Annotated in this window: 19 protein-coding genes and 1 other RNA gene; 3 read left to right on the forward strand and 17 right to left on the reverse strand. The window is 71.3% G+C overall.

Going from position 1 to position 20,594, the window contains the following annotated elements:
• Nucleotides 1-137 precede the first annotated feature (137 nt).
• Both A6A29_RS27410 and A6A29_RS27415 read right to left on the reverse strand, forming a co-directional pair.
• A complete protein-coding gene (locus A6A29_RS27410) occupies nucleotides 138-431 on the reverse strand; it encodes a DUF3039 domain-containing protein (protein WP_073723799.1) in 294 nt (97 codons plus the stop codon).
• 30 nt (nucleotides 432-461) lie between these two features.
• The gene (locus tag A6A29_RS27415; RefSeq protein WP_073723801.1) at nucleotides 462-1,022 is read right to left on the reverse strand and encodes a YqgE/AlgH family protein; all 561 of its coding nucleotides are present in this window, start codon (nucleotides 1,020-1,022) and stop codon (nucleotides 462-464) included.
• A 276-nt stretch (nucleotides 1,023-1,298) separates the two neighbouring features.
• Between A6A29_RS27415 and murA the strand changes: the two genes are divergently transcribed.
• Nucleotides 1,299-2,639 carry a UDP-N-acetylglucosamine 1-carboxyvinyltransferase gene (gene murA / locus A6A29_RS27420; protein WP_073723802.1) on the forward strand — a complete coding sequence of 447 codons (1,341 nt, stop codon included), beginning with the start codon at nucleotides 1,299-1,301 and terminating at the stop codon, nucleotides 2,637-2,639.
• 439 nt (nucleotides 2,640-3,078) lie between these two features.
• On the opposite strand, the gene A6A29_RS27425 is transcribed toward murA, so the two are convergent.
• The 9 genes from A6A29_RS27425 to A6A29_RS27465 form a co-directional block, all read right to left on the reverse strand.
• Nucleotides 3,079-3,360, reverse strand: a complete 282-nt coding sequence (locus A6A29_RS27425; RefSeq protein WP_003968811.1) for an HU family DNA-binding protein — start codon at nucleotides 3,358-3,360, stop codon at nucleotides 3,079-3,081.
• Between the two features lie 376 nt (nucleotides 3,361-3,736).
• Nucleotides 3,737-5,173 carry an NAD-dependent malic enzyme gene (locus A6A29_RS27430; protein ID WP_073723804.1) on the reverse strand — a complete coding sequence of 479 codons (1,437 nt, stop codon included), beginning with the start codon at nucleotides 5,171-5,173 and terminating at the stop codon, nucleotides 3,737-3,739.
• 438 nt (nucleotides 5,174-5,611) lie between these two features.
• The gene (locus tag A6A29_RS27435; RefSeq protein ID WP_073723806.1) at nucleotides 5,612-7,987 is read right to left on the reverse strand and encodes a HelD family protein; all 2,376 of its coding nucleotides are present in this window, start codon (nucleotides 7,985-7,987) and stop codon (nucleotides 5,612-5,614) included.
• Between the two features lie 90 nt (nucleotides 7,988-8,077).
• Entirely contained in the window at nucleotides 8,078-8,962 is an 885-nt protein-coding gene (locus tag A6A29_RS27440; protein ID WP_073723808.1) for an anti-sigma factor family protein, read from the reverse strand.
• Nucleotides 8,959-9,585, reverse strand: a complete 627-nt coding sequence (locus tag A6A29_RS27445) for a sigma-70 family RNA polymerase sigma factor (protein ID WP_107468340.1) — start codon at nucleotides 9,583-9,585, stop codon at nucleotides 8,959-8,961. The genes A6A29_RS27440 and A6A29_RS27445 overlap by 4 nt, the downstream gene beginning before the upstream one ends.
• Before the next feature lie 121 nt (nucleotides 9,586-9,706).
• Nucleotides 9,707-10,306, reverse strand: coding sequence for a CGNR zinc finger domain-containing protein (locus tag A6A29_RS27450; RefSeq protein ID WP_073723810.1), 600 nt, complete (start codon nucleotides 10,304-10,306; stop codon nucleotides 9,707-9,709).
• Between the two features lie 108 nt (nucleotides 10,307-10,414).
• On the reverse strand, nucleotides 10,415-10,978 hold the full coding sequence (locus A6A29_RS27455) for a GNAT family N-acetyltransferase (RefSeq protein WP_073723813.1): 564 nt from the start codon (nucleotides 10,976-10,978) through the stop codon (nucleotides 10,415-10,417).
• Between the two features lie 34 nt (nucleotides 10,979-11,012).
• Entirely contained in the window at nucleotides 11,013-12,155 is a 1,143-nt protein-coding gene (locus A6A29_RS27460; protein WP_073723815.1) for a uroporphyrinogen-III synthase, read from the reverse strand.
• Nucleotides 12,156-12,438: 283 nt separating this feature from the next.
• Complete coding sequence (locus tag A6A29_RS27465; RefSeq protein WP_073723817.1) at nucleotides 12,439-13,425, reverse strand: LysR family transcriptional regulator; 987 nt, start codon at nucleotides 13,423-13,425, stop codon at nucleotides 12,439-12,441.
• Nucleotides 13,426-13,509: 84 nt separating this feature from the next.
• On the opposite strand from A6A29_RS27465, the gene A6A29_RS27470 reads away from it, so the two are divergent.
• Nucleotides 13,510-14,931, forward strand: coding sequence for an MFS transporter (locus A6A29_RS27470; protein ID WP_107468330.1), 1,422 nt, complete (start codon nucleotides 13,510-13,512; stop codon nucleotides 14,929-14,931).
• 136 nt (nucleotides 14,932-15,067) lie between these two features.
• Here A6A29_RS27470 and ssrA read toward each other — a convergent pair.
• The 5 genes from ssrA to ftsE all read right to left on the reverse strand — a co-directional run bounded on the left by ssrA (nucleotide 15,068) and on the right by ftsE (nucleotide 18,952).
• Nucleotides 15,068-15,454, reverse strand: a transfer-messenger RNA (tmRNA) gene (gene ssrA / locus A6A29_RS27475).
• Nucleotides 15,455-15,540: 86 nt separating this feature from the next.
• Nucleotides 15,541-16,029: an SsrA-binding protein SmpB gene (gene smpB, locus A6A29_RS27480; RefSeq protein WP_073723819.1), complete on the reverse strand. Its 489-nt coding sequence runs from the start codon at nucleotides 16,027-16,029 to the stop codon at nucleotides 15,541-15,543.
• A gap of 18 nt (nucleotides 16,030-16,047) precedes the next feature.
• On the reverse strand, nucleotides 16,048-17,235 hold the full coding sequence (locus A6A29_RS27485; protein ID WP_073723821.1) for a S41 family peptidase: 1,188 nt from the start codon (nucleotides 17,233-17,235) through the stop codon (nucleotides 16,048-16,050).
• Between the two features lie 68 nt (nucleotides 17,236-17,303).
• Nucleotides 17,304-18,221 (reverse strand): permease-like cell division protein FtsX, encoded by a 918-nt coding sequence (gene ftsX / locus A6A29_RS27490; RefSeq protein ID WP_073723823.1) that lies wholly within the window; start codon nucleotides 18,219-18,221, stop codon nucleotides 17,304-17,306.
• Between the two features lie 41 nt (nucleotides 18,222-18,262).
• Nucleotides 18,263-18,952 carry a cell division ATP-binding protein FtsE gene (ftsE, locus tag A6A29_RS27495; RefSeq protein WP_073723825.1) on the reverse strand — a complete coding sequence of 230 codons (690 nt, stop codon included), beginning with the start codon at nucleotides 18,950-18,952 and terminating at the stop codon, nucleotides 18,263-18,265.
• Nucleotides 18,953-19,211: 259 nt separating this feature from the next.
• Between ftsE and A6A29_RS27500 the strand changes: the two genes are divergently transcribed.
• The gene (locus A6A29_RS27500) at nucleotides 19,212-19,412 is read left to right on the forward strand and encodes a hypothetical protein (protein ID WP_073723827.1); all 201 of its coding nucleotides are present in this window, start codon (nucleotides 19,212-19,214) and stop codon (nucleotides 19,410-19,412) included.
• Nucleotides 19,413-19,567: 155 nt separating this feature from the next.
• Here the strand turns inward: A6A29_RS27500 and A6A29_RS27505 are convergent, their stop codons facing one another.
• Nucleotides 19,568-20,524 carry a hypothetical protein gene (locus A6A29_RS27505; RefSeq protein ID WP_073723829.1) on the reverse strand — a complete coding sequence of 319 codons (957 nt, stop codon included), beginning with the start codon at nucleotides 20,522-20,524 and terminating at the stop codon, nucleotides 19,568-19,570.
• Nucleotides 20,525-20,594 lie beyond the last annotated feature (70 nt).

The following is a 20,594-nucleotide window of genomic DNA, read 5'->3' on the forward strand; positions in this document are numbered from 1 at the left end:
CGCGGGTGCAGCCCGTGCAACGCGAAGCACCTCACAGAACTCTTTCCGGACACCCGCCGGGCATGCGAAAGCCCCCGGGGCGCGCATCTCTGCACACCCCGGGGGCCAGGTACCGGAGGGTCACATCCGGCTGCGGACTACTTCTTGTCCTTGCCGCCCTTGCCCTTGTCCTTGTCGCCGCCGGCGCCCATGGACTCGTAGATCTCCTTGCACATGGGGCAGACCGGATACTTCTTGGGGTCGCGCCCCGGCACCCAGACCTTGCCGCACAGTGCCACCACGGGAGTGCCCTCCAGGGCACTCGCCATGATCTTGTCCTTCTGGACGTAATGGGCGTAGCGCTCGTGGTCGCCGTCGCCGTTCGACACCTGTGGGGTCGGCTCTACGAGGGTCCCCGTACCTGCCCCACGATCGGGCTCAAGAGTGCTCATAACCGCCAAGGGTACTGAAAGCCGCGGGTGTCAGTTCAGCGAAGGGTCGTCCGGATACGTCGCGATCATCGCCAGCTCGCTGCGCTGGCGGCGCAGGACGGCCCGCCAGAGCTTCTCCGGGCGCGGCGAGGAGACGTCCCCGGGCTCCGACTCGACCACGTACCAGGCGCCGCCCGTCAGCTCGCTCTCCAGTTGACCGGGGCCCCATCCGGCGTACCCGGCGAAGATCCGCAGCGAGCCCAGCGCCGCGGCCAGCAGCTCCGGCGGGGCCTCCAGGTCCACCAGACCGATCGCCCCGTGCACCCGGCGCCAGCCGAGGGGGCCCTCGTCGCCGGGGATCACCGCCACGCCGAGCGCGGAGTCCAGCGATACGGGGCCGCCCTGGAAGACCACGTCCGGCTCACCGGTCAGACCGGCCCAGGACGCGAGGATGTCACCGACGCCGACGGGCGTCGGCCGGTTCAGGACCACGCCGAGTGAGCCCTCCTCGTCGTGGTCGAGAAGAAGCACCACCGCCCGGTCGAAATTCGGGTCCGCCAGGGCGGGTGTGGCCACGAGCAATCGCCCTGTGAGGGAGGACACCTCGGTCATGACAGAAATGATCCCGCATGTTCGGCCCCCGCGGGCACCGGATGGCGCGGCCGCCCACCCGCGGCGGGCGAGCGCAGCTCAGGGCGCACTGATGCACAAGGAGCGCACTGCGCGGCGGCCGTTGCGGACGGTGACCCTCCGCAACATTCGGGGAGCGGAACGTGTTGTGGCGGATTCATGACGTTCGTACACCCCCCTTCGCCTTACGGAAGGGGGGTAGGAGGCCATTACCCTTTTCGTTGGCCCCCCGCCCGACCACTCCGGAACGCGAGATACATGACCGGCACAGACGATGTCCTGCTTGTCCACGGCGGCACCCCGCTGGAGGGCGAGATCCGCGTCCGAGGCGCCAAGAACCTGGTGCCGAAGGCAATGGTCGCCGCGCTGCTCGGCAGCGGGCCCAGCCGACTCCGCAATGTGCCCGACATCCGTGATGTACGGGTGGTCCGGGGACTGCTGCAACTCCATGGCGTGACCGTGCGCCCCGGTGATGAACCGGGCGAACTGATTCTCGATCCGTCGCACGTCGAGAGCGCGAACGTCGCCGACATCGACGCCCACGCCGGCTCGTCGCGCATCCCGATCCTCTTCTGCGGCCCGCTGCTGCACCGGCTGGGCCATGCCTTCATCCCCGGTCTCGGCGGCTGCGACATCGGCGGCCGGCCGATCGACTTCCACTTCGAGGTGCTGCGCCAGTTCGGCGCGACCATCGAGAAGCGGGCGGACGGCCAGTATCTGGAGGCCCCGCAGCGACTGCGCGGCACGAAGATCCGGCTGCCGTACCCGTCGGTGGGCTCCACCGAGCAGGTGCTGCTGACGGCGGTGCTCGCCGAGGGCGTCACCGAGCTGTCCAACGCGGCCGTGGAGCCGGAGATCGAGGACCTCATCTGCGTACTGCAGAAGATGGGCGCGATCATCTCCATGGACACCGACCGGACGATCCGGATCACGGGTGTCGACAAGCTCGACGGCTACACGCACCGGGCGATCCCGGACCGCCTGGAGGCGGCCTCCTGGGCGTCCGCGGCGCTGGCGACCGAGGGCAACATCTATGTGCGCGGCGCCCAGCAGCGCTCGATGATGACCTTCCTCAACACCTTCCGCCGGGTCGGCGGTGCCTTCCAGATCGACGACGAGGGCATCCGCTTCTGGCACCCCGGCGGCGCGCTGAACGCCATCGCGCTGGAGACCGACGTGCACCCCGGTTTCCAGACCGACTGGCAGCAGCCCCTGGTGGTGGCGCTGACGCAGGCCGCGGGCCTGTCCATCGTCCACGAGACGGTGTACGAGTCCCGGCTCGGCTTCACCTCGGCACTCAACCAGATGGGTGCGCACATCCAGCTCTACCGCGAATGCCTGGGCGGCTCCGACTGCCGCTTCGGCCAGCGCAACTTCCTCCACTCCGCGGTCGTCTCCGGGCCGACGAAGCTCCAGGGCGCGGATCTGGTCATCCCTGACCTGCGTGGCGGTTTCTCGTACCTGATCGCCGCGCTGGCGGCCCAGGGCACATCCCGGGTGCACGGTATCGACCTGATCAACCGCGGCTACGAGAACTTCATGGACAAGCTCGAAAAGCTCGGCGCGAAGGTCGAACTGCCCGGCGGCTCGCTCGTCTGACGGTCGGCCACGGCCGCCCGTACCGTGCTGCCGCACACCGCACGGCAAGGTCCGCCCGTACGTTCGCAGGCGAACAGCCCGCCGCCCCGGCCCCGTCACTCGGGACCGGGGCGGCGGGCTGTTCGCCGTGCACCGCGGCTCGTGCGGCGCTTCGGGCCGCGGGACCGTACGGCGTCGTGGCCCTGTAGGCCCCACGGGCCCGTGGGGCCTACAGGGCCACTGGGCGCCCGTACAGGCCCGTACAGGCCATTGCCGCGCCCCGAGCCCGTCCGGCCGCCGCACGGGGTGGAGGGGCCCCTATGGGCGCCGCGCGCCCCGCGGACACTCCGCGGACGCCCCGCGGACACTTCACGGCACGGCGAAGGGCGGCCACCCCTGGTCGGGGGTGGCCGCCCTTCTCGTGTCCAGGGCCCGCCGTCCGAGACGGGCCGTAGGAGACTTACTTGCCCTTGGCGGCTTCCTTGAGCTTGGAGCCCGCGGAGACCTTCACGCTGTAGCCGGCCGGGATGTTGATCGGGTCGCCGGTCTGCGGGTTACGAGCGGTGCGAGCGGCACGGTGGGTGCGCTCGAAGGTCAGGAAGCCGGGGATGGTGACCTTCTCGTCGCCCTTGGCGACGATCTCACCGACGGTCTCGGCGAGCGCGGCCAGCACGGCGTCGGCGTCCTTGCGAGTCACCTCGGCGCGGTCGGCCAGGGCGGCCACCAGCTCACTGCGGTTCATGTTGTTACTCCCGTGTTCTTCTTGCCTGTGAGGCGTGAGATCGAAGCCGATGCTGCCAGGGCCCTCTGACAGTCCCCGGACCCGGGTCTGATGTCAGACCCTCGCGCCCGATTACGCATCCTGCCCCCACCTGCGGCGGGAAAGCCAATCCGGAACCCTCCGGGGTCACACGAAAGCCGCCACGGTTTGCTCGTGGTGACGTTCCGTCGACTGGCCTGAGCGGTCCGCAGCGGATGCCGGGCCGTGCGGGGCCCGCTGCCCGCCCACCCTAAAGGGACGTTTGGGGCGCCGCGACCCACGACGCGCCGTACAACGGCCCGCGTGAGGTACGGCACGTTCCGCGGGGACCGTGGCCGGCACCCGCGGAACGCGTCTGTCATGCCAGGGTGGACGGGGTCGCCCCGTCGGCCCCCGCGGCCTTCGCGGCGGCCCGGACGGCTCCCGCGACGGCTCCCGCGACCTTGTCGTTGAAGACCGACGGGATGATGTAGTTCGCGTTCACCTCGTCCTCCGCGACGACGTCGGCGAGGGCACCGGCCGCCGCGAGCATCATCTCCGTGTTGACGGTGCGGGACTGAGCGTCCAGCAGACCGCGGAAGACACCCGGGAAGACCAGCACGTTGTTGATCTGGTTGGGGAAGTCGGAACGGCCGGTGGCCACGACCGCCGCCGTCTGACGGGCGATCGCGGGGTCCACCTCGGGGTCCGGGTTCGCGAGCGCGAACACGATCGCGCCGTCCGCCATCGCCGCGACATCGTCGCCGTTCAGGACGTTGGGGGCGGAGACGCCGATGAAGACGTCGGCGTCGACGACGGCCTCCTTGAGGGTGCCGGTGACGCCCTCGGGGTTGGTGTTGTCGGCGATCCAGCGCAGCGGCGAGTCGGGGTCGGCGGAGACCAGGTCCTCGCGGCCCGCGTGCACCACACCGTGGATGTCGGCGACGACCGCGTGCTTGACGCCCGCGGCGATGAGCAGCTTCAGGATGGCCGTACCGGCGGCTCCGGCACCGGACATGACGACCCGTACGTCCCCGATTCCCTTGCCCACCACACGCAGCGCGTTGGTCAGCGCGGCCAGGACGACGATCGCGGTGCCGTGCTGGTCGTCGTGGAAGACCGGGATGTCCAGGGCCTCGCGCAGCCGCGCCTCGATCTCGAAACAGCGGGGTGCGGAGATGTCCTCCAGATTGATGCCCGCGAAGCCCGGGGCGATCGCCTTGACGATCTCGACGATGGCATCGGTGTCCTGGGTGTCCAGGCAGAGCGGCCAGGCGTCGATACCGGCGAAGCGCTTGAAGAGGGCCGCCTTGCCCTCCATGACCGGCAGCGCGGCCATCGGGCCGATGTTGCCGAGGCCCAGCACCGCGGAGCCGTCCGTCACAACTGCGACGGAGTTGCGCTTGATGGTGAGGCGGCGGGCGTCCTCGGGGTTCTCGGCGATCGCCATGCACACCCGGGCGACACCCGGGGTGTAGATCATCGAGAGGTCGTCACGGTTGCGGATGGGGTGCTTCGACTGCATCTCGATCTTGCCGCCGAGGTGCATCAGGAACGTACGGTCGGAGACCTTGCCCAGCACGACACCCTCGATGTCGCGCAGACCCTCGACGATCTCGTCCGCGTGCGAGGTGGAGGAAGCTGCGATGGTGACGTCGATCCGCAGCTTCTCGTGGCCGGAAGCGGTCACGTCGAGGCCGGTGACAGACCCCCCGGAGGACTCCACGGCCGTGGTGAGCTGGGAGACTGCTGTGCCGCTCGCGGGCACCTCCAGCCTGACCGTCATCGAGTACGAGACGCTGGGCGCCGTTGCCATGGCCGAGTCCTTCGCTTTCCTTAGCTTCATTGCTACGCGGCCGGGGCAGTCGCCCCGTACACGCTTCCCGATCGTCGCACCTACTGACTGGTAGCCGGTAATGACTGCCACGTTTCGGAAAGTTTTTTCCACCATACGAGAAGTCACCCTCCCGGCGGAACCCCCAGCCGCCTCCCGCGCAGGGTCTTGCCGCTTCCCCCAACAAGAACAGGCCCGCGCCACCATCAGGTGACGCGGGCCTGTCTTCTTCAGTTAGGTGGCACCGACCCGCCATGCTCGCCTCGCGGCAAGTGGTCGCTCGAAGCGACGAAGGTTGGGCCCGGGGGCTTGGATCGAGCCGGTGCCAACACCAGGCTAACAAACACCCCCGAGAAGTGATTCCTTCACGACGGGTTGACCCGAAATCGAATCGTCCCCCCGGCCCGCCCGTCGTCGGCCTCAGTCCCTCAGCAGGTCCGGAACACCGTCCTCGTCCGGCATGTCCCGCTCCCCCGACACCACCGTGAGCTGCTGCGTCGCCCGGGTCAGCGCCACGTACAGCACCCGCAGCCCGGCCGGGGACTCGTCGGCGATCTCCGCCGGAGAGACGACGACCGTGGCGTCGTACTCCAGGCCCTTCGCCTCCAGGCTCCCCAGCGCCACCACCCGCTCCCCCAACTCCGCGAGCCAGGTACGGGCCTGGGCGCGGCGGTTCATCGCCACCACCACGCCGACCGTCCCGTCCACCTCGGCGAGCAGCCGCCGCGCCTCCTCGCGGACGGTGCCGGCCAGGTCGCCGTCCCGCACGGTCTCGAAGCGCGGCTTCACACCGGTCGAACGCACCGCCGAAGGAGACTCCGTCCCCGGCATCGCCAGCGCCAGCACCTTCGACGCGAGTTCGGCGATCTCGGCCGGGTTGCGGTAGTTGACGGTGAGGGTGAAGCGACGGCGCGGACGGCTGCCGAGCGCCTCGTCGCGGGCCGCCGCCGCCTCGTCCGGGTCGGACCAGGAGGACTGGGCCGGGTCGCCGACGATCGTCCAGGTGGCGTGCCGGCCCCGGCGGCCGACCATCCGCCACTGCATGGGGGTCAGGTCCTGCGCCTCGTCGACGATGACGTGCGCGTACTCGGTGCGCTCCGCCGCCAGCCGTTCGGCCCGCTCGCGCTGGGTCTCCTCACGCTGCGGCATCAGCTCCTCCAGCCCGGAGAGCTGGTCCAGCGGGTCGAACTCGCGCTTCTTCTTCGGCCGGTACAGGGTGCCGAGCAGCGCCTGGAGCTCGTCCAGGATCGCCACGTCGTGCACGGACAGAGGGCCCTTCCCCTCGGCGTCGAGCCGCTTCAGCGAACGGGCCACCCGCCGCACCTCCCCCTGGTTGAGCACCCGCCGCGCCCAGCGGCCGAGCCGCTTCTCGTCGGCCATCGCGGCGAGCACCCCGCGCGGGGTGAGCTCGGGCCACCAGGCGTTCAGGAACACCAGGAACGGGGTCTCCGTGGAGACGTCCTCGTCGAAGGAGGAACGCAGCTCCGCCGCGAGCTCCGGGTCGGTGTAGCGGCCCCGGCCCGAGGACTTGCTCCACAGGGCGTCCAGCAGCAGCTTGCGGGCGCGCGGGCGCAACAGGTTGACCGGTGCGGTGCCGCCCAGCACGTTGTGCCGGATGCGCTGGAGCTCGTCGGCGTTCAGCTCGACCCGGGCACCGAAGGCGACCACCCGCAGCCGGGTCGGGGTGCCCTCGGGCCCCTCCGGCGCCTCCTCGCCGAAAGCGAGCTGACCCTCCTGGGGCGCCGAACGGGTGCCCGGTGTCTCCAGGGCTCCGCGCGCGGCCTTGCGCAGCACGTGGAGCATCCGGGAGGAGCCCTTGACGCGGGACACGGCCGGTTCGTCGTACGTGGTGGCCCCGGCGACGCCCGCCGCCTCGTCGGACAGCGAGCCGACCGCACGGATCGCGACCTGGCCCTCCTCGCCGAGCGAGGGCAGCACCCCTTCGGTGTACGCGACCAGGAGCGGGGTCGGCGAGACGATCAGGATGCCGCCCGCGTACCGCCGCCGGTCCTGGTAGAGCAGGTACGCCGCCCGGTGCAGGGCGACCGCGGTCTTCCCGGTGCCCGGTCCGCCGGTGACCTCCGTGACGGAGGCGGCGGGGGCCCGGATCACCATGTCCTGCTCGGCCTGGATGGAGGAGACGATGTCCCGCATGGTGTGGCTGCGGGCCTGGCCGAGCGCGGCCATCAGGGCGCCGTCGCCGATCACCGGCAGCTTGTCGCCGTCCAGGAACGCGGTCAGCTCGGGCCGCATCAGGTCGTCCTCGACCCCGAGGACCCTGCGGCCCTTGGAGCGGATGACCCGGCGGCGTACCACCCGGCCGGGTTCCTTCGGGGTCGAGCGGTAGAACGGCGCGGCGGCCGGGGCCCGCCAGTCGATCACCAGGGGCGCGTAGTCGGAGTCCAGGACTCCGATACGGCCGATGTGCAGCGTCTCCGCGATATCGGCGGTGGCGTCCTCGCGGACGGCGTCGTCGGCCGGCTCGACGGAGGTGAACGCACCGTCCGGGCCGCGCTCACCGTCCTTGCCGAGCAGCAGATCGACCCGTCCGAAGAGGAAGTCCTCGAACTCGCTGTTCAGCCGGTTGAGGTGGACGCCGGCCCGGAAGACCTGGGCGTCCCGCTCGGCGAGCGCGCCGGGCGTGCCGACCTGCCCGCGTTTGACGGCGTCGTGCATGAGAAATTCCGCCTCGTGGATCTTCTCTTCGAGGCGGTGGTAAACCCGGTCCAGATGTTCCTGCTCGACTCCGATTTCCCGGTCCCGCAACGAATCGACAGCGGCATCCTGCGCGGCCACTGAGACCCCCTTCTGACGTGCACTGGGCAGCCGTCAACCTTATGCGACCCGGGGGCCCCTGCGCACCTGCCGTTCCGGTGCGTGTGATGCTCAGGTGTCGATCTCCACCAGCCGCCGGCCGTCGAAGGTGCGTACCTCGAAGTGATCGATGTCCGCGCGGGCCATCGCCGCGCCCCCCTGCACATAGAGCGGGGCCGTCGCGGCACCGTACGGGGAGCCCCCGGTTCCGTACCCCTGTTCCGGTACGGACCATGAGGTGACGACCTCCTCCTCGCCCCTCCTGGAGACCGCGATCAGGGTGCACTTCCGCGGCCCCTTGACGTTCTTGAGCTCCAGGACCGTGCGGGTGCCCCACGCCGTGGCCTCCATGCCGACCGTGGCGTCGACCTCGGTGGTGGGGTCGGTGGCCCGCACCTTCTCCATACGGGCGGGGAAGGCGTCCTCGGCGGGGCCGGTGGGGTACGGGGCTCCCCGGGCGACGGACCCGCCGTCCTCACCGGCGCCCGCGGTGACCGCGACGGCGATCACCGGGCCGCCGACGATCAGGGCCGCTGCCGCCGCCACGAGATACCGGGCGCGGCGCCGCCGCGCCTTCCGGCCGCGGGCGACCTCGCCCAGCAGCCCGTCGAGCAGCCGGGGCCGGGGCTCCGGGGAGAGATGCGGGAGGGGGCGGGCACCGGAGACCTCGGTGGAGGCAGGGGCGGGCGCGTCGGCCAGCATCGCGAGCACGGGTTCCATTCCGGCGAACTCGTCGAGACGGGCGGCGCACCGCGCGCACCCGGCCAGATGGGCTTCGAAGGCGCTCGCCCCGGCATCGTCCAGGACACCCAGGGCGTAGGCCGCCGCCGCGTCGTGTTCCGGCCCTTCGCCGGGCCGCGCGAAGAGGCCGGAGAGGCCGGAGAGGCCGGAGAGGTCCGGGAGGGCTGAGAGGTCCGGGGAGTTCGGCCCGAACGGCTCCCACTCGTGGTCGCTCATGCGGAGATCCCCCTTTCTTCGAGCGCGAGCTTCATCGAACGCAGTGCGTAGAACACCCGGGACCGCACGGTCCCGCCGGGGACACCGAGCACCTCGGCGGCCTCGTTGACCGTGCGGCCCCTGAAGTACGTCTCGACCAGCGCCTCCCGGTGGGCCGGTGTGAGGTCGTCGAGCGCGTCCACGAGGGTCATCAGCCATAACGCCCGGTCGATCTCGTCCTTCGCGGGCATCTCCTCCAGCGGCGACGGCTCGACCTCGCGGGGCCGGGCCCGCCGGCTGCGGTGGCCGTCGATGACGATGCGCCGGGCGACCGTCACCAGCCACGGCCGGACGGAGCCGGTGGCCCGGTCGAGCCGGCCGGCGTTCTTCCAGGCGCGGATGAGCGTCTCCTGCACCACGTCCTCGGCCCGCTGCCGGTCACCGGCGACGAGGCGGAGCACGTACGCGAGCAGCGGCCCGGCGTGTTCGCGGTAGAGCGCCCGCATCAGCTCCTCGGCGGGGTCCCCGGAGCCCGCGGACGGTTCACCGCGTTGCCGGGACCTGTGCGGACGGTCACCGGCCACGGCGGCATCTTCGCGCACCCGTACCTCCCGGTCGAGACCCTGGACCAGCTCTTCGACCATCGGTACGAGGGCGGGCGCCGAAGTGTTCAATCCGCGGCCGGGATTCCTCACGGGGCGTGCGGCCGACCGGGATCGCTGCCCCGGCGGGGCGCCCCCGGCGCTCCACGGGCGGGGGTGTCCGTCACGCGTCGGTGCCGACCGCGGCCACCCGGCGCCGGTGCCTGGCGACCCGTTCCCGGTTGCCGCACACCTCGCTGGAGCACCAGCGCCGACGCCCGCCGCGCGAGGTGTCCAGATAGAGGCGGCGGCAGGCGTCCCCCTCGCACCGCCGCAGCGTCGCACGGGCCGTCGGGTCCGTCAGCAGTTCCACGGCGTCCCTGGCCACGGCCGCGAGCAGCGCCCCGCAGCCGGGCTCGGCGCTCAGCTTCCGTACGAGGGTGCCGCCGCTGCTCCGCACGGCCCGCACTCCGGGCGGCGCACCGGCTGCCAGGGCGTTGACCCGCTCCAGGGCCGCGTCGGCGCCGCGACCCGCGAGTTCGGCGGTCAGCAGCCGGTCGATGCCCGCCCTCAGCTGCTGGAAGCGCGTCACCCAGGTGCCGTCCAGGGCGGTCAGCACGGTCCCCTCCGGCACCAGCCGGGCGGCCACCAGCCACTCGGCGAGCCGCTCGGGGCCGGCGAGTTGTTCGCCCACACCGGACGTGGTGTACCCGGTCGCCACCAGATCGAGGCAGAGCCGGCCGGAGTCGAACCGCCAGCGGTTCGCGCCCATGCCCGTCGCCATGAGCCTGCCACCGCCTTCAGGTCACCGGTCTCCGTCGGGATGCCACCCCCAGAGTGCCCGTACTCGGGCCGGGCCGGAACCCCTGCCACCACGCGGGTACGGCGGGGATCAGAGCCGCGGTGGACCGTCGTGCAGAATCCGCTGGAACAGCCGGTGGTCGCGCCACTGGCCGTTGATGTGGAGATAGCGCGGGGCGGTGCCGAACTGCTCGAAGCCGCACTTGGCGAGGACCCGCTGCGAGGCCATGTTGTCGAGCATCGTTCCGGCCTCGATCCGGTGCAGCCCGAGCTCGTCCCGGGCGGCGTCGCAGACGGCGCGGACGGCGGAGGTGGCCAGGCCCTGGCCCGCCCGGTCGACGTCGACCCAGTAGCCGAGGGCCGCGCTGCGGAAGGGCCCGAGGACGATGCCGGTGAGCGTGAGGGCGCCGATCACCCGGTCCTCACCATCGGCCAGGACCCAGGGCATGGCGTGCCGGGCGTCCCGCTCCGCCAGCAGTCCGGCGAGACGTTCGGCCTGACCCCGGGTCGTGTAGAAGGACTCGTGGCGAATCGGCTCCCAAGGGCTCATGTAGGCACGGCTGCGGGTGAGCGCGGCGGCGCAGGATTCGGCGTCGGTGAGCGCGGCGGGCCGCAGGATCACGTCCTGAGCGAGGGAGTGGGTGGCGTTCATCATCCGATCACGCTATCTCCCCTTGTGTACCCCCGGCCTACCCCGCTTGCGTGGTGCCCTCCGACGGGTCCAACGCCAGCCGGTAGCCGCGCTTGACGACGGTCTGGATCAGCCGGGGTACGCCGAGCGCACCGCGCAACCGGGCCATCGCCGTCTCCACCGCGTGTTCGTCGGAGCCGCTGCCGGGCAGCGCCCGCAGCAGGTCGGCACGGGCCACCACCCAGCCCGGCCGGCGGGCCAGCGCATGCAGCAGGGCCATGCCCGCAGGCGGCACCGGGCACAGTTCGTCGTCGACGAGCACGGCGTGCCCGCGGATCTCGACGCGGTGCCCGGCGACCGGCAACGTACGCACTGTGGAAGGGAGTTGAGCGCAGAGCAGCTGGACGAGCGGGCCGAGCCGGAAGCGTTCCGGCTGAAGGGTGCCGATGCCCCGGGCCTGTAGCGGGAGCGCGGTGACCGGGCCGACGCAGGCCACCAGGACGTCGTCGTGCAGGGCGCCCAGGATCTCCGGGAACAGGCCGCGGGCCTCGGCGCGGTTCAGGAACGAGGCGGCGGCGGGGGCACTGGTGAAGGTGATCGCGTCCAGGCCCCGGGCGGCGGTGACATCGAGCATCCGGTCGAGCGGGGCGATGTCCTCGGGCGGCATCCAGCGGTATACGGGTACGCCGACGACTTCGGCACCCGCCGCCCGGAGCGACTCGATGAATCCGGGCAGCGGTTCGCCGTGCAGCTGGAGGGCGATGCGGCGGCCCTCGACGCCCTCGCCGAGGAGCCGGTCGAGCACTTCGGCCAACGATTCCGAGCCGGGCGACCATGACTCGGTCAGCCCGGCCGCCCGGATGGCGCCCTTGACCTTCGGGCCACGGGCCAGCAGTTCGGCCCCCCGCAGCATGTCCAGGAGCCGGTCCCCCAGGCCCCAGCCGTCGGCGGCCTCCACCCAGCCCCGGAAGCCGATCGCGGTGGTGGCGATCACGACATCGGGGGCGTGCTCGACGAGTTCCCCGGTGGCGGCCAGGAGTTCGCTGTCGTCCGCGAGCGGCAGGATCCGCAGCGCGGGGGCGTGCATGACAGCGGCGCCCCTGCGCCGGAGGAGGGTGCCCAGCTCCTCCGCACGACGGGCGGCGGTCACCCCGACCGTGAAGCCCGCGAGGGGCCCGTGCGTTGCGTCGTCGTCCTGCATGGCGTGATACCCGGCTCTCGTGGTCCCGCTGGTGCTCGGTGGTGCGGAGGGCCGAGACTGCCAACCCCGCGTGTCGGCTTCGGTTCGCCCGTATTTCCCGGCCGTTACGTCGCTCGACGCCCAGGAGTCATCCTCACACCTCCGCGGCGCCGTGCCGGGGCTTCGCGGGCACGGTGACGGCGCGCCGAAGGTATACCGCCCGGTGGGGGTGTGCCGCTTCAGCACCCGGTGGCCCGACGGGGGTTCGCGCCTCAGCGCCCGGTGGCCGGCGGGGGTTCGCGCCTCAGCGCCCGGTGGCCGGCGGGGGTTCGCGCATCAGCGCCGCATCGCCCTCGGGCAGCCAGGAGCCGGGGGGCCGCACCATCCACCCTTCCGACGCGGCGAGTTGACCGGCCGCCGCCCGCAGGGCGTCCAGTCCCGGATGACGCAGACCCTCGCGCCAGACCATCATCAGCGGGGAGAGCGGCACGGGAGCGACGAGCGGGCGCAGCACGGTGCCCGGCAGGGGCGGGAAGCCGACGACCGCGAGTACGGGGTTCCCCGTCTTGGCCATCACCCGCTGGAATTCGGCCACCCCGACGGCGAGCGGGGCGGGCGGCGCCAGCTCGATGCCGTACGCGCCGAACAGCAGGGCGGCCAGGGCGGTCCACTCCCGGGTGCGTTCATTGCCGGCCCCCGCGTAGACGGTCTCCCCGGCCAGGTCGTCCAGTGCGACGGACTCCCGCGTGGCCAGGGGGTGGGCGACCGGGAGCAGGACGGCCATCGGCTCGTACCGCACGGGCTGTACGCGGAGCCGGGCCCGCACCGAGGGATCGAGCCCGGCTGCCCGCCCGAACGAGACGTCGAGCCGTCCGGCGAGGATCTCGTCGGCCGCGCGGGTCAGCCCGGACTCGAAGCGCGCCATCAGCTCGCACGCCGGAGCGAGATCCCGCGCACGGGCCAGGACCCTGGCCGCGGTCATCCCGTCGGTGTTCAGATCGACGAGCAGCGGCCGGGCGGCCGGATCGGCGAAGGCCGCGGCGAGTTCGGCGTGCGCGTCGAGGACCCGCCGGGCGTACGGGAGCAGCCGTTCGCCGTCCGGGGTGAGCGAGACCTGGCGGGTGGTCCGGACGAACAGCTGCGCGCCGAGCTCGCGCTCCAGGCGTCGGATGTCCCGGCTCAGCGCCTGCTGGGCGAGGAAGAGCCGGGCGGCGGCGCGGGTGAAGTGCAGCTCCTCCGCGACGGCGAGGAACGCGCGCAGGAGCCGGGGGTCGGTGTCGGGGACGCTCACCCCGCAGAATTTACAACACGGGTGCGTGAATGGGTACGGAGAAGGTGTTGGACCGTACGGACCGGGCGCCATGAGGCTTGAGCCATGCCGATGCCCTCCGCCGCCCCCGATCGACCCGCCACCGGCCCGCTGCACACCGTCTGCGGCGACCTGCTGATCATCGCCCCCCGGAATCCGGTGGCGCCGGCCGGGCCCGGGGCGAAGGCCGTAGCCGTCCCTCCCGAGGCGGAGGCCGTCCAGGTCCGCCCCGAGACGGTTTCCGCCCCGCTCCGCCCCGAGGCGGAAACCGTCGGGGAACGGCCGCCCGGGGCAGAACCCCCCGCGAAGCTCCCTCCCACGGCCAACCCCTATCGCCGTCTGCTCGCCACCCCCGGCGCTCGGGCCTTCACCGCGGGCAACCTCATCGCCCGGCTGCCCCAGGGCATGTTCAGCGTCAGCGCGGTCATCATGATCGCCGGGTCACGCGATTCGTACGCCCTGGCCGGGGCCGTCACCGCGACCGGCCTGGCCGCGACGGCGGTGGTCGCCCCCTGGACCGCACGGCTCGTGGACCGCCACGGGCAGGCCCGGATCGCCGTGCCCGCCACCGCGATCGCCGTGCTCGGGTCCGTGGCCCTCCTGCTCTGCGTGCACTACGACGCCCCCGCCTGGACGCTCTTCGCCGCGTACGCCGCGACCGCGACCACCCCGAACACCGGCGGCATGTCCCGGGCCCGCTGGGCGTATCTGCACCGGGGCGATCCGGCGGCCCTGCACACCGCGAACTCCTTCGAGCAGTCCGTCGACGAACTCTGCTACATGCTCGGCCCGGTCATCGCCGCGTTCCTGTGCGCGGGGCTGTTCCCCGAGGCCGGCACGCTCGTCGGCGCGGTCCTGCTGATGACCGGCATGCTGATCTTCGCCGCCCAGCGCGCGACCGAACCGCCGGTCGCCCCCCGGACCCACGCGGCTTCTCCCCTCCGTACCCCCGGCATGCCCGCCCTGCTCAGCGTCTTCCTCGCCACGGGGGCGGTGTTCGGGACCATGGAGGTCGTCTCGATCGCGCACGCCGGGGGCGCGATCCTCGCCCTTCAGGCGGGCGGTTCGTGCGTGGCGGGGCTGCTGTACGGGTCGCTGCGGCCCGCCGCGAACGTCGGGCACCGGCTGCTGTTCTGCCTCGCGGGCATGACGGCGCTGATGTCGCTGCCGCTGCTGGCCGCCGCCACCACCGATTCCCTGACCGTGCTCGCCCTCTGTCTGCTGCTGGCGGGCGCGGCGACGGCGCCCACCATGGTCACCGGCATGACGGTGGTCCAGCGCCTGACACCCGCGGGACAGCTGAACGAGGGCATGACGCTCGCGGTCACCGCGCTGCTGGGCGGGATCGGGGCGGGGGCGGCGGCCGGCGGCTGGCTGGTGGAGCACGCCGGGACGGTGACCGGCTACGCGGCACCGATGTGCGCGGCGGGGCTGGCCCTGGTCATCGCGGCGGCGACCGCCGCACGGCGCACCCGCCGAGCGGTATGACCGGCGGGCGGCGCGAGACCGGGGCCTCGATCGGGCCGCGCGGGACCGGGGCCTCGATGATCCGCCCGCGCCGCAGGGCAGGAAAAAACCTCCGCCCCGCGAGTGAACTCGCGGGGCGGAGGCTTACATGGGGTGGTGGTGGAGATGGCGGGAATCGAACCCGCGTCCAACGGTGCAGAACCAGGGCTTCTCCGAGTGCAGTTCGCTGCGCTTTTCTCGGCCCCGGAGGTCACACGAACAAGCCTCCGACAGGCCCAGTCACTGTTTGATTTCCTTCTCAGCCCCGTGACCGGGCTGAGAAGTTTAGATCCCTAGTTGATGCCAGGATCCGGGTCGGGATCACCCCCGGGCTGACACTCCGCAGAGTCTTCGCTAGCTGCTAATTAGGCAGCGAGGGCGAAGGCGGAGGAATCGCGCTTGGAATTGGCGATTATTGTTTGCGACATATGGTTTACGAGATCATTGCCGCTTCCTCGACTCGCTTCCCCTGCTTCGACATCCGCTGTCGAAACCGATCATCCCCATGTTGATTTTTCAAACGCGCACCCGCTGTGAGGTGCACGGCCCATCGTACGTGACCAACGCCGGACGATGCCAGCGTATTCCTGCTCAGGCGCTCCGCTGACGCCTGCGGACCGCCGCGATCGCCCGGTTCGTCTCCCTCGTGTCCTGCTTCTCGCGCAGCGTCTGACGCTTGTCGAACTCCTTCTTGCCCTTCGCGAGCGCGATCTCGACCTTCACCCGGCCGTCCTTGAAGTACAGGGCGAGGGGCACGATGGTGTGGCCCGTCTCCTGGGACTTCGACTCCAGCTTGTCGATCTCGGCCCGGTGCAGCAGCAGCTTGCGCTTGCGCTTGGCCGCGTGGTTGGTCCAGGTGCCCTGGACGTACTCGGGGACGTGGATGTTGTGCAGCCACGCCTCGTGGCCGTCGATCTGGACGAACCCGTCGACCAGCGAGGCCCTGCCCATCCGCAGGGACTTGACCTCGGTACCCATGAGGACGAGCCCGCACTCGTAGGTGTCGAGGATGTGGTAGTCGTGCCGCGCCTTCTTGTTCTGCGCGATCATCTTGCGCCCGGTGTCTTTTTCCTTGGCCATAGTGCGGTCATTTTCGCACTACGACCCACCCCCGAGGCCACTCAATACTGTCTCGGCCCGTTCCTGGGCCCGCGCGTCGACCACGACGTCCGGTGTGATGCCCCGGCCGTCGACGTTGCGGCCCTCCGGTGTGCGGTAGTGCCCGACGGTCAGCTCGGCCACCGAACCCCCCGGAAGCTTGCTCGGCATCTGTACGGAGCCCTTGCCGAAGGTGGGCGAGCCGACGGTGACGACGCGCCCCCGGTCCTGGAGGGCGCCGGTCAGCAGCTCGGCCGCGCTCATCGTGCCCCCGTCGACGAGAACGACGACGGGCCGGGCCGTATCGCCGCCGGTCTCGGCGTACAGGGCGCGCTGGTCGCCGTGCACGTCGTACGTGGCGACCAGCCCGCCGTCCAGGAAGGCGGAGGCGGCGTCGGCCGCCTCGGTGACCAGGCCGCCGGAATTGGCGCGCAGGTCCAGCAGGATCCCGGCGTCGCCCGGTGCGGCGCGTACCGCGTCGCGGACCTCGCCGCCGGCCCCCTTGGTGAACGCGGCGACCTTGATCAGGACCGCCGACGAGGGCTCGTCGCCCAGGCGCCGGACGGTGACCGCCTCGGTGGTGAGCCGGGCCCGGCTCAGGGTCGTGGTCCAGGCGCGCCCGCCCCGTTCGAGGCCGAGGACCACGGTGCTGCCCTCGGCCGCTCCCGTACCGTCCCCGCGCAGCAGGGCGACGACCTCGGCGACGGGACGCTCGGCGACCCGGCCGCCGTCGACCGTACGCAGCAGGTCACCCTTGCGGATACCGGCCCGGTCCGCGGGGCTGCCGCCCTGCACCCGGGCCACGGCGACCCTGCCGCCGGAGGTGCGCCGGGCGGAGAGCCCGACACCCGTGTACGAGCCGTCGAGGGCCTGCTCGAACTCCTCGTACTCCCGCTCGTCGTACACCGCGCCCCAGCGGTCCCCGCTGCGGCTGACGGCTTCCTCGGCCGCGGCGGTGCCGGACTTCCCGTCGGCCTCGGCGTCGGCCGCGGCGTCCTCGATCTCGGCGCGGTCGACGGGGGCGAAGGTGGAGGCGATGGAGCGGGCCTGGATGTCCGGGCCCTGTTCCCCGTCGTACGGCAAGGACCCGGTGGCCGCGGCCGTGGCGAGGACGCATCCGAAGACCAATGTCAGAGCCGCCCCGCGGCAGAGACCGCGGGGCCCGAAACGGTGCGTGGGGCCTGACATGGCGTCGAGTCTAGGACAAGCCCCCTGGGGCGCACGGCTACTCGGCCGCACGCCCCAGGGGGCGCATGTCACACCTTGAGGTACTTGCGGAGCGCGAACAGCGCGGCAACGGCGGGCATCAGCAGCCCGATCGCGAGGACGAGCGGCAGCTTGGTCAGGACCGCGTCCCAGCCGATGAAGTCGATCAGGTTCAGCTTGTCCTTGAGCGCCAGTCCGCCGTCGATCAGGAAGTAACGGCCGCCGAGCAGCATGGCGCAGGCGAGCAGACCGCCGATCAGGCCGGCGACGGCCGCCTCCATGATGAACGGCATCTGGATGTAGAAGCCGGAGGCACCGACGAGCCGCATGATGCCCGTCTCACGTCTGCGGCTGAACGCCGAGACCCGGACGGTGTTGACGATCAGGATCAGCGCGATGACCAGCATCAGCACCATCACGTATATCGCGACGACGTTCATGCCGTTCATCAGCCCGAAGAGGTTGTCCAGGATGCTGCGTTGGTCCTGGACGGACTGCACCCCGTCCCGCCCCGCGAAGGCCGTGGCGACGACCTTGTACTTCTTCGGGTCGTCGAGCTTGACCCGGAACGACTCCTGCATCTGGTCGGGCGTGATGTTGCCCGCCATCGGCGAATCGCCGAACTGCTCCTGGTAGTGCTTGTACGCCTCGTCGACCGTCTCGAAGCTGACCTTCTGGACAGCGTCCATCTCTTCGAGATCGGACTTGATCTCCTTCCTCTGCTGCGGAGTGACGGCACCCTTGGCGCACTTGGGTACGTCCTTGGCGTCGCTCTTGTTGCAGAGGAAGATCGAGACGTTGACCTTGTCGTACCAGTAGTCCTTCATCGTGCTGACCTGCTCGCGCATGAGCAGCGCGCCGCCGAACAGGGCGAGCGAGAGGGCGACGGAGACCACGACCGCGAAGGTCATCGTGAGGTTGCGACGAAGACCGACGCCGATCTCCGACAGGACGAACTGGGCGCGCATGGCGTCCTTTCAGTACTCGATGCTCGGAGGGCGGACCCTCTTCAGTGCTGGTATCCGTACACGCCGCGTGCCTGGTCGCGTACGAGACGGCCCTGTTCGAGCTCGATGACGCGCTTGCGCATCTGGTCGACGATGTTCTGGTCGTGCGTCGCCATGATCACAGTGGTGCCGGTCCGGTTGATCCGGTCCAGCAGCTTCATGATGCCGACGGAGGTCTGCGGGTCGAGGTTGCCGGTCGGCTCGTCCGCGATCAGCAGCATGGGGCGGTTGACGAAGGCCCTCGCGATCGCCACGCGCTGCTGCTCACCACCGGAGAGCTCACCGGGCATCCGGTCCTCCTTGCCGCCGAGACCGACGAGGTCGAGGACCTGGGGCACCGCCTTGCGGATCTCGCCGCGCGGCTTGCCGATGACCTCCTGCGCGAAGGCCACGTTCTCGGCGACGGTCTTGTTGGGCAGGAGCCGGAAGTCCTGGAAGACCGTGCCCAGCTGGCGGCGCATCTGCGGCACCTTCCAGTTGGACAGCCGCGCGAGATCCTTGCCGAGCACATGGACCATGCCCGTGCTGGCGCGCTCCTCGCGCAGGATCAGTCGCATGAAGGTCGACTTGCCGGAGCCGGAGGAGCCCACCAGGAAGACGAACTCGCCCTTCTCGATGTCGAGCGAGACATCGCGCAGAGCCGGGCGGGTCTGCTTCGGGTAGGTCTTGGAGACGTTGTCGAATCGGATCACGGATGCACCACGGTCGGCCGGGAGTAGGTGTGCGTGACCATACGCGAACCGGGCTCACGCGTGCAGGCGGCGTCCGGCAATGGGTGATTTATGGCAGAACCTGGGTCGGAACGAAACGGGTCGTGCCGGACCTTGTCCGGCGGGCCGCGCCGAAATCGGCGCGAGCTGGCACAGTGGTGGGGGGAACGGTTGCGTTTCCCGGAGCGTTGTGCGGAGAGGAAGCAGAAAGCGGCTCCGCCGCGCGGGAGGAGGAAAGCGCATGACCTATGACCGACTGGTGTGCGCGAACTGCGCGGCGCCGGTGAACGAGGGACGCTGCCGCGTCTGCCGGGCCGTGCGGCAGCAGCTGGAGGACGAGCAGGACCAGGGCCCGCTCGCCGGACTGAATCCGGCGATGCTGATCGCTCTGATGGTGATCCTGGTGGCGGCGCTCGCGCTGCTGGCGCACCAGGCCGCCTGACCGGTCCGGCGCCCCCTGTCCGGCCGGGTACGCCCGCCGCGGGAGCCGGAGGGCTGATACGTCCACGTACGGGCCGCAGGACCGCCGCGTACGCCGAGAGGGCCCGGGAAGGCTGTACGCGGCCTCCCGGGCCCTCTCCGTGCGTGTACGGGCCTTTAGGCGACCGTACGACCGCCGCCGACCAGGCGCGGCAGCATACGGAAGCCGATGCCACCGGCGATCATCGTCGCGGCGCCGACCAGCAGGAACGTGGTCTCGGCCGCACCGGTCTCGGCGAGCTCGTCCTTGCCCTTGCCCTGCTCGACCGGCTGGTTGCCGACGCTGTCCGTGTCGGTGTTGTCGGCGCACTCGGCACCGTCGAGGTCCACCGTGCAGGTACCGGCGTCGCCGCCACCGGTGGTCGAACCGGAGGTGGCGGAGCCGGAGGTGCCATTGCTGGAACCACCGTTGTCGCCGCCGCCGTCGGTGGTGCCGCCGTTGTTACCGGAACCGCCGTTGTTGCCCGAGCCACCGTTGTTGCCCGAGCCACCGTTGTTGCCCGAGCCACCGTTGTTGCCCGAACCACCGTTGTTGCCCGAACCGCCGTTGTTGCCCGAGCCACCATCGGCACCGCCGTCAGCACCACCATCGGCGCCACCATCAGCACCGCCATCGGCACCACCGTCAGCACCGCCGTCGACGCCACCATCAGCACCACCGTCAGCGCCACCGTCAGCGCCACCATCGGCACCACCGTCAGCACCGCCGTCAGCACCGCCGTCGACGCCACCATCAGCACCACCGTCAGCACCGCCATCGGCGCCACCATCGGCACCGCCGTCAGCGCCACCATCGGCACCGCCGTCAGCGCCACCGTCCGAGCCACCGTCGGCACCGGCGTCAGCGCCGCCGATGGGGTTCTCACCGGACGTTCCGCCCTGGTCAGCACCGCCCGCCGGGTTGTCGCCGCCGTTCACTTCGGCCTTGGCGGTGACGCCGTCCTCGCCGTCAACACCGATCCCGATGCCGATGCCGACGGCCTGCGCCGCACCGGCCGCGGTCAGCGAGGCACCCGCGGCAATAACCGCACCAGCGGCTATCCGCGCGACGCGGATGCGCGTCTTCTTGGTCATCTGTTGCTACCCCCAGTAGCCGATCTCGTCAGTGGAGCAGCCATATGTGCGGGGCCACGGCCCTGCGGGG

It is taken from the genome of Streptomyces sp. TSRI0281 (assembly GCF_001905125.1).
Taxonomy (GTDB): Bacteria; Actinomycetota; Actinomycetes; order Streptomycetales; family Streptomycetaceae; genus Streptomyces.

Bases quoted from the DNA above. Each gene is read 5' to 3' on its own strand.
- A6A29_RS27410 (WP_073723799.1), bottom strand. From the start codon at position 431: ATGAGCACTCTTGAGCCCGATCGTGGGGCAGGTACGGGGACCCTCGTA.
- A6A29_RS27415 (WP_073723801.1), bottom strand. From the start codon at position 1,022: ATGACCGAGGTGTCCTCCCTCACAGGGCGATTGCTCGTGGCCACACCC.
- murA (WP_073723802.1), top strand. From the start codon at position 1,299: ATGACCGGCACAGACGATGTCCTGCTTGTCCACGGCGGCACCCCGCTG.
- A6A29_RS27425 (WP_003968811.1), bottom strand. From the start codon at position 3,360: ATGAACCGCAGTGAGCTGGTGGCCGCCCTGGCCGACCGCGCCGAGGTG.
- A6A29_RS27430 (WP_073723804.1), bottom strand. From the start codon at position 5,173: ATGGCAACGGCGCCCAGCGTCTCGTACTCGATGACGGTCAGGCTGGAG.
- A6A29_RS27440 (WP_073723808.1), bottom strand. From the start codon at position 8,962: ATGAGCGACCACGAGTGGGAGCCGTTCGGGCCGAACTCCCCGGACCTC.
- A6A29_RS27445 (WP_107468340.1), bottom strand. From the start codon at position 9,585: ATGGTCGAAGAGCTGGTCCAGGGTCTCGACCGGGAGGTACGGGTGCGC.
- A6A29_RS27450 (WP_073723810.1), bottom strand. From the start codon at position 10,306: ATGGCGACGGGCATGGGCGCGAACCGCTGGCGGTTCGACTCCGGCCGG.
- A6A29_RS27455 (WP_073723813.1), bottom strand. From the start codon at position 10,978: ATGATGAACGCCACCCACTCCCTCGCTCAGGACGTGATCCTGCGGCCC.
- A6A29_RS27460 (WP_073723815.1), bottom strand. From the start codon at position 12,155: ATGCAGGACGACGACGCAACGCACGGGCCCCTCGCGGGCTTCACGGTC.
- A6A29_RS27470 (WP_107468330.1), top strand. From the start codon at position 13,510: ATGCCGATGCCCTCCGCCGCCCCCGATCGACCCGCCACCGGCCCGCTG.
- smpB (WP_073723819.1), bottom strand. From the start codon at position 16,029: ATGGCCAAGGAAAAAGACACCGGGCGCAAGATGATCGCGCAGAACAAG.
- A6A29_RS27485 (WP_073723821.1), bottom strand. From the start codon at position 17,235: ATGTCAGGCCCCACGCACCGTTTCGGGCCCCGCGGTCTCTGCCGCGGG.
- ftsX (WP_073723823.1), bottom strand. From the start codon at position 18,221: ATGCGCGCCCAGTTCGTCCTGTCGGAGATCGGCGTCGGTCTTCGTCGC.
- A6A29_RS27500 (WP_073723827.1), top strand. From the start codon at position 19,212: ATGACCTATGACCGACTGGTGTGCGCGAACTGCGCGGCGCCGGTGAAC.
- A6A29_RS27505 (WP_073723829.1), bottom strand. From the start codon at position 20,524: ATGACCAAGAAGACGCGCATCCGCGTCGCGCGGATAGCCGCTGGTGCG.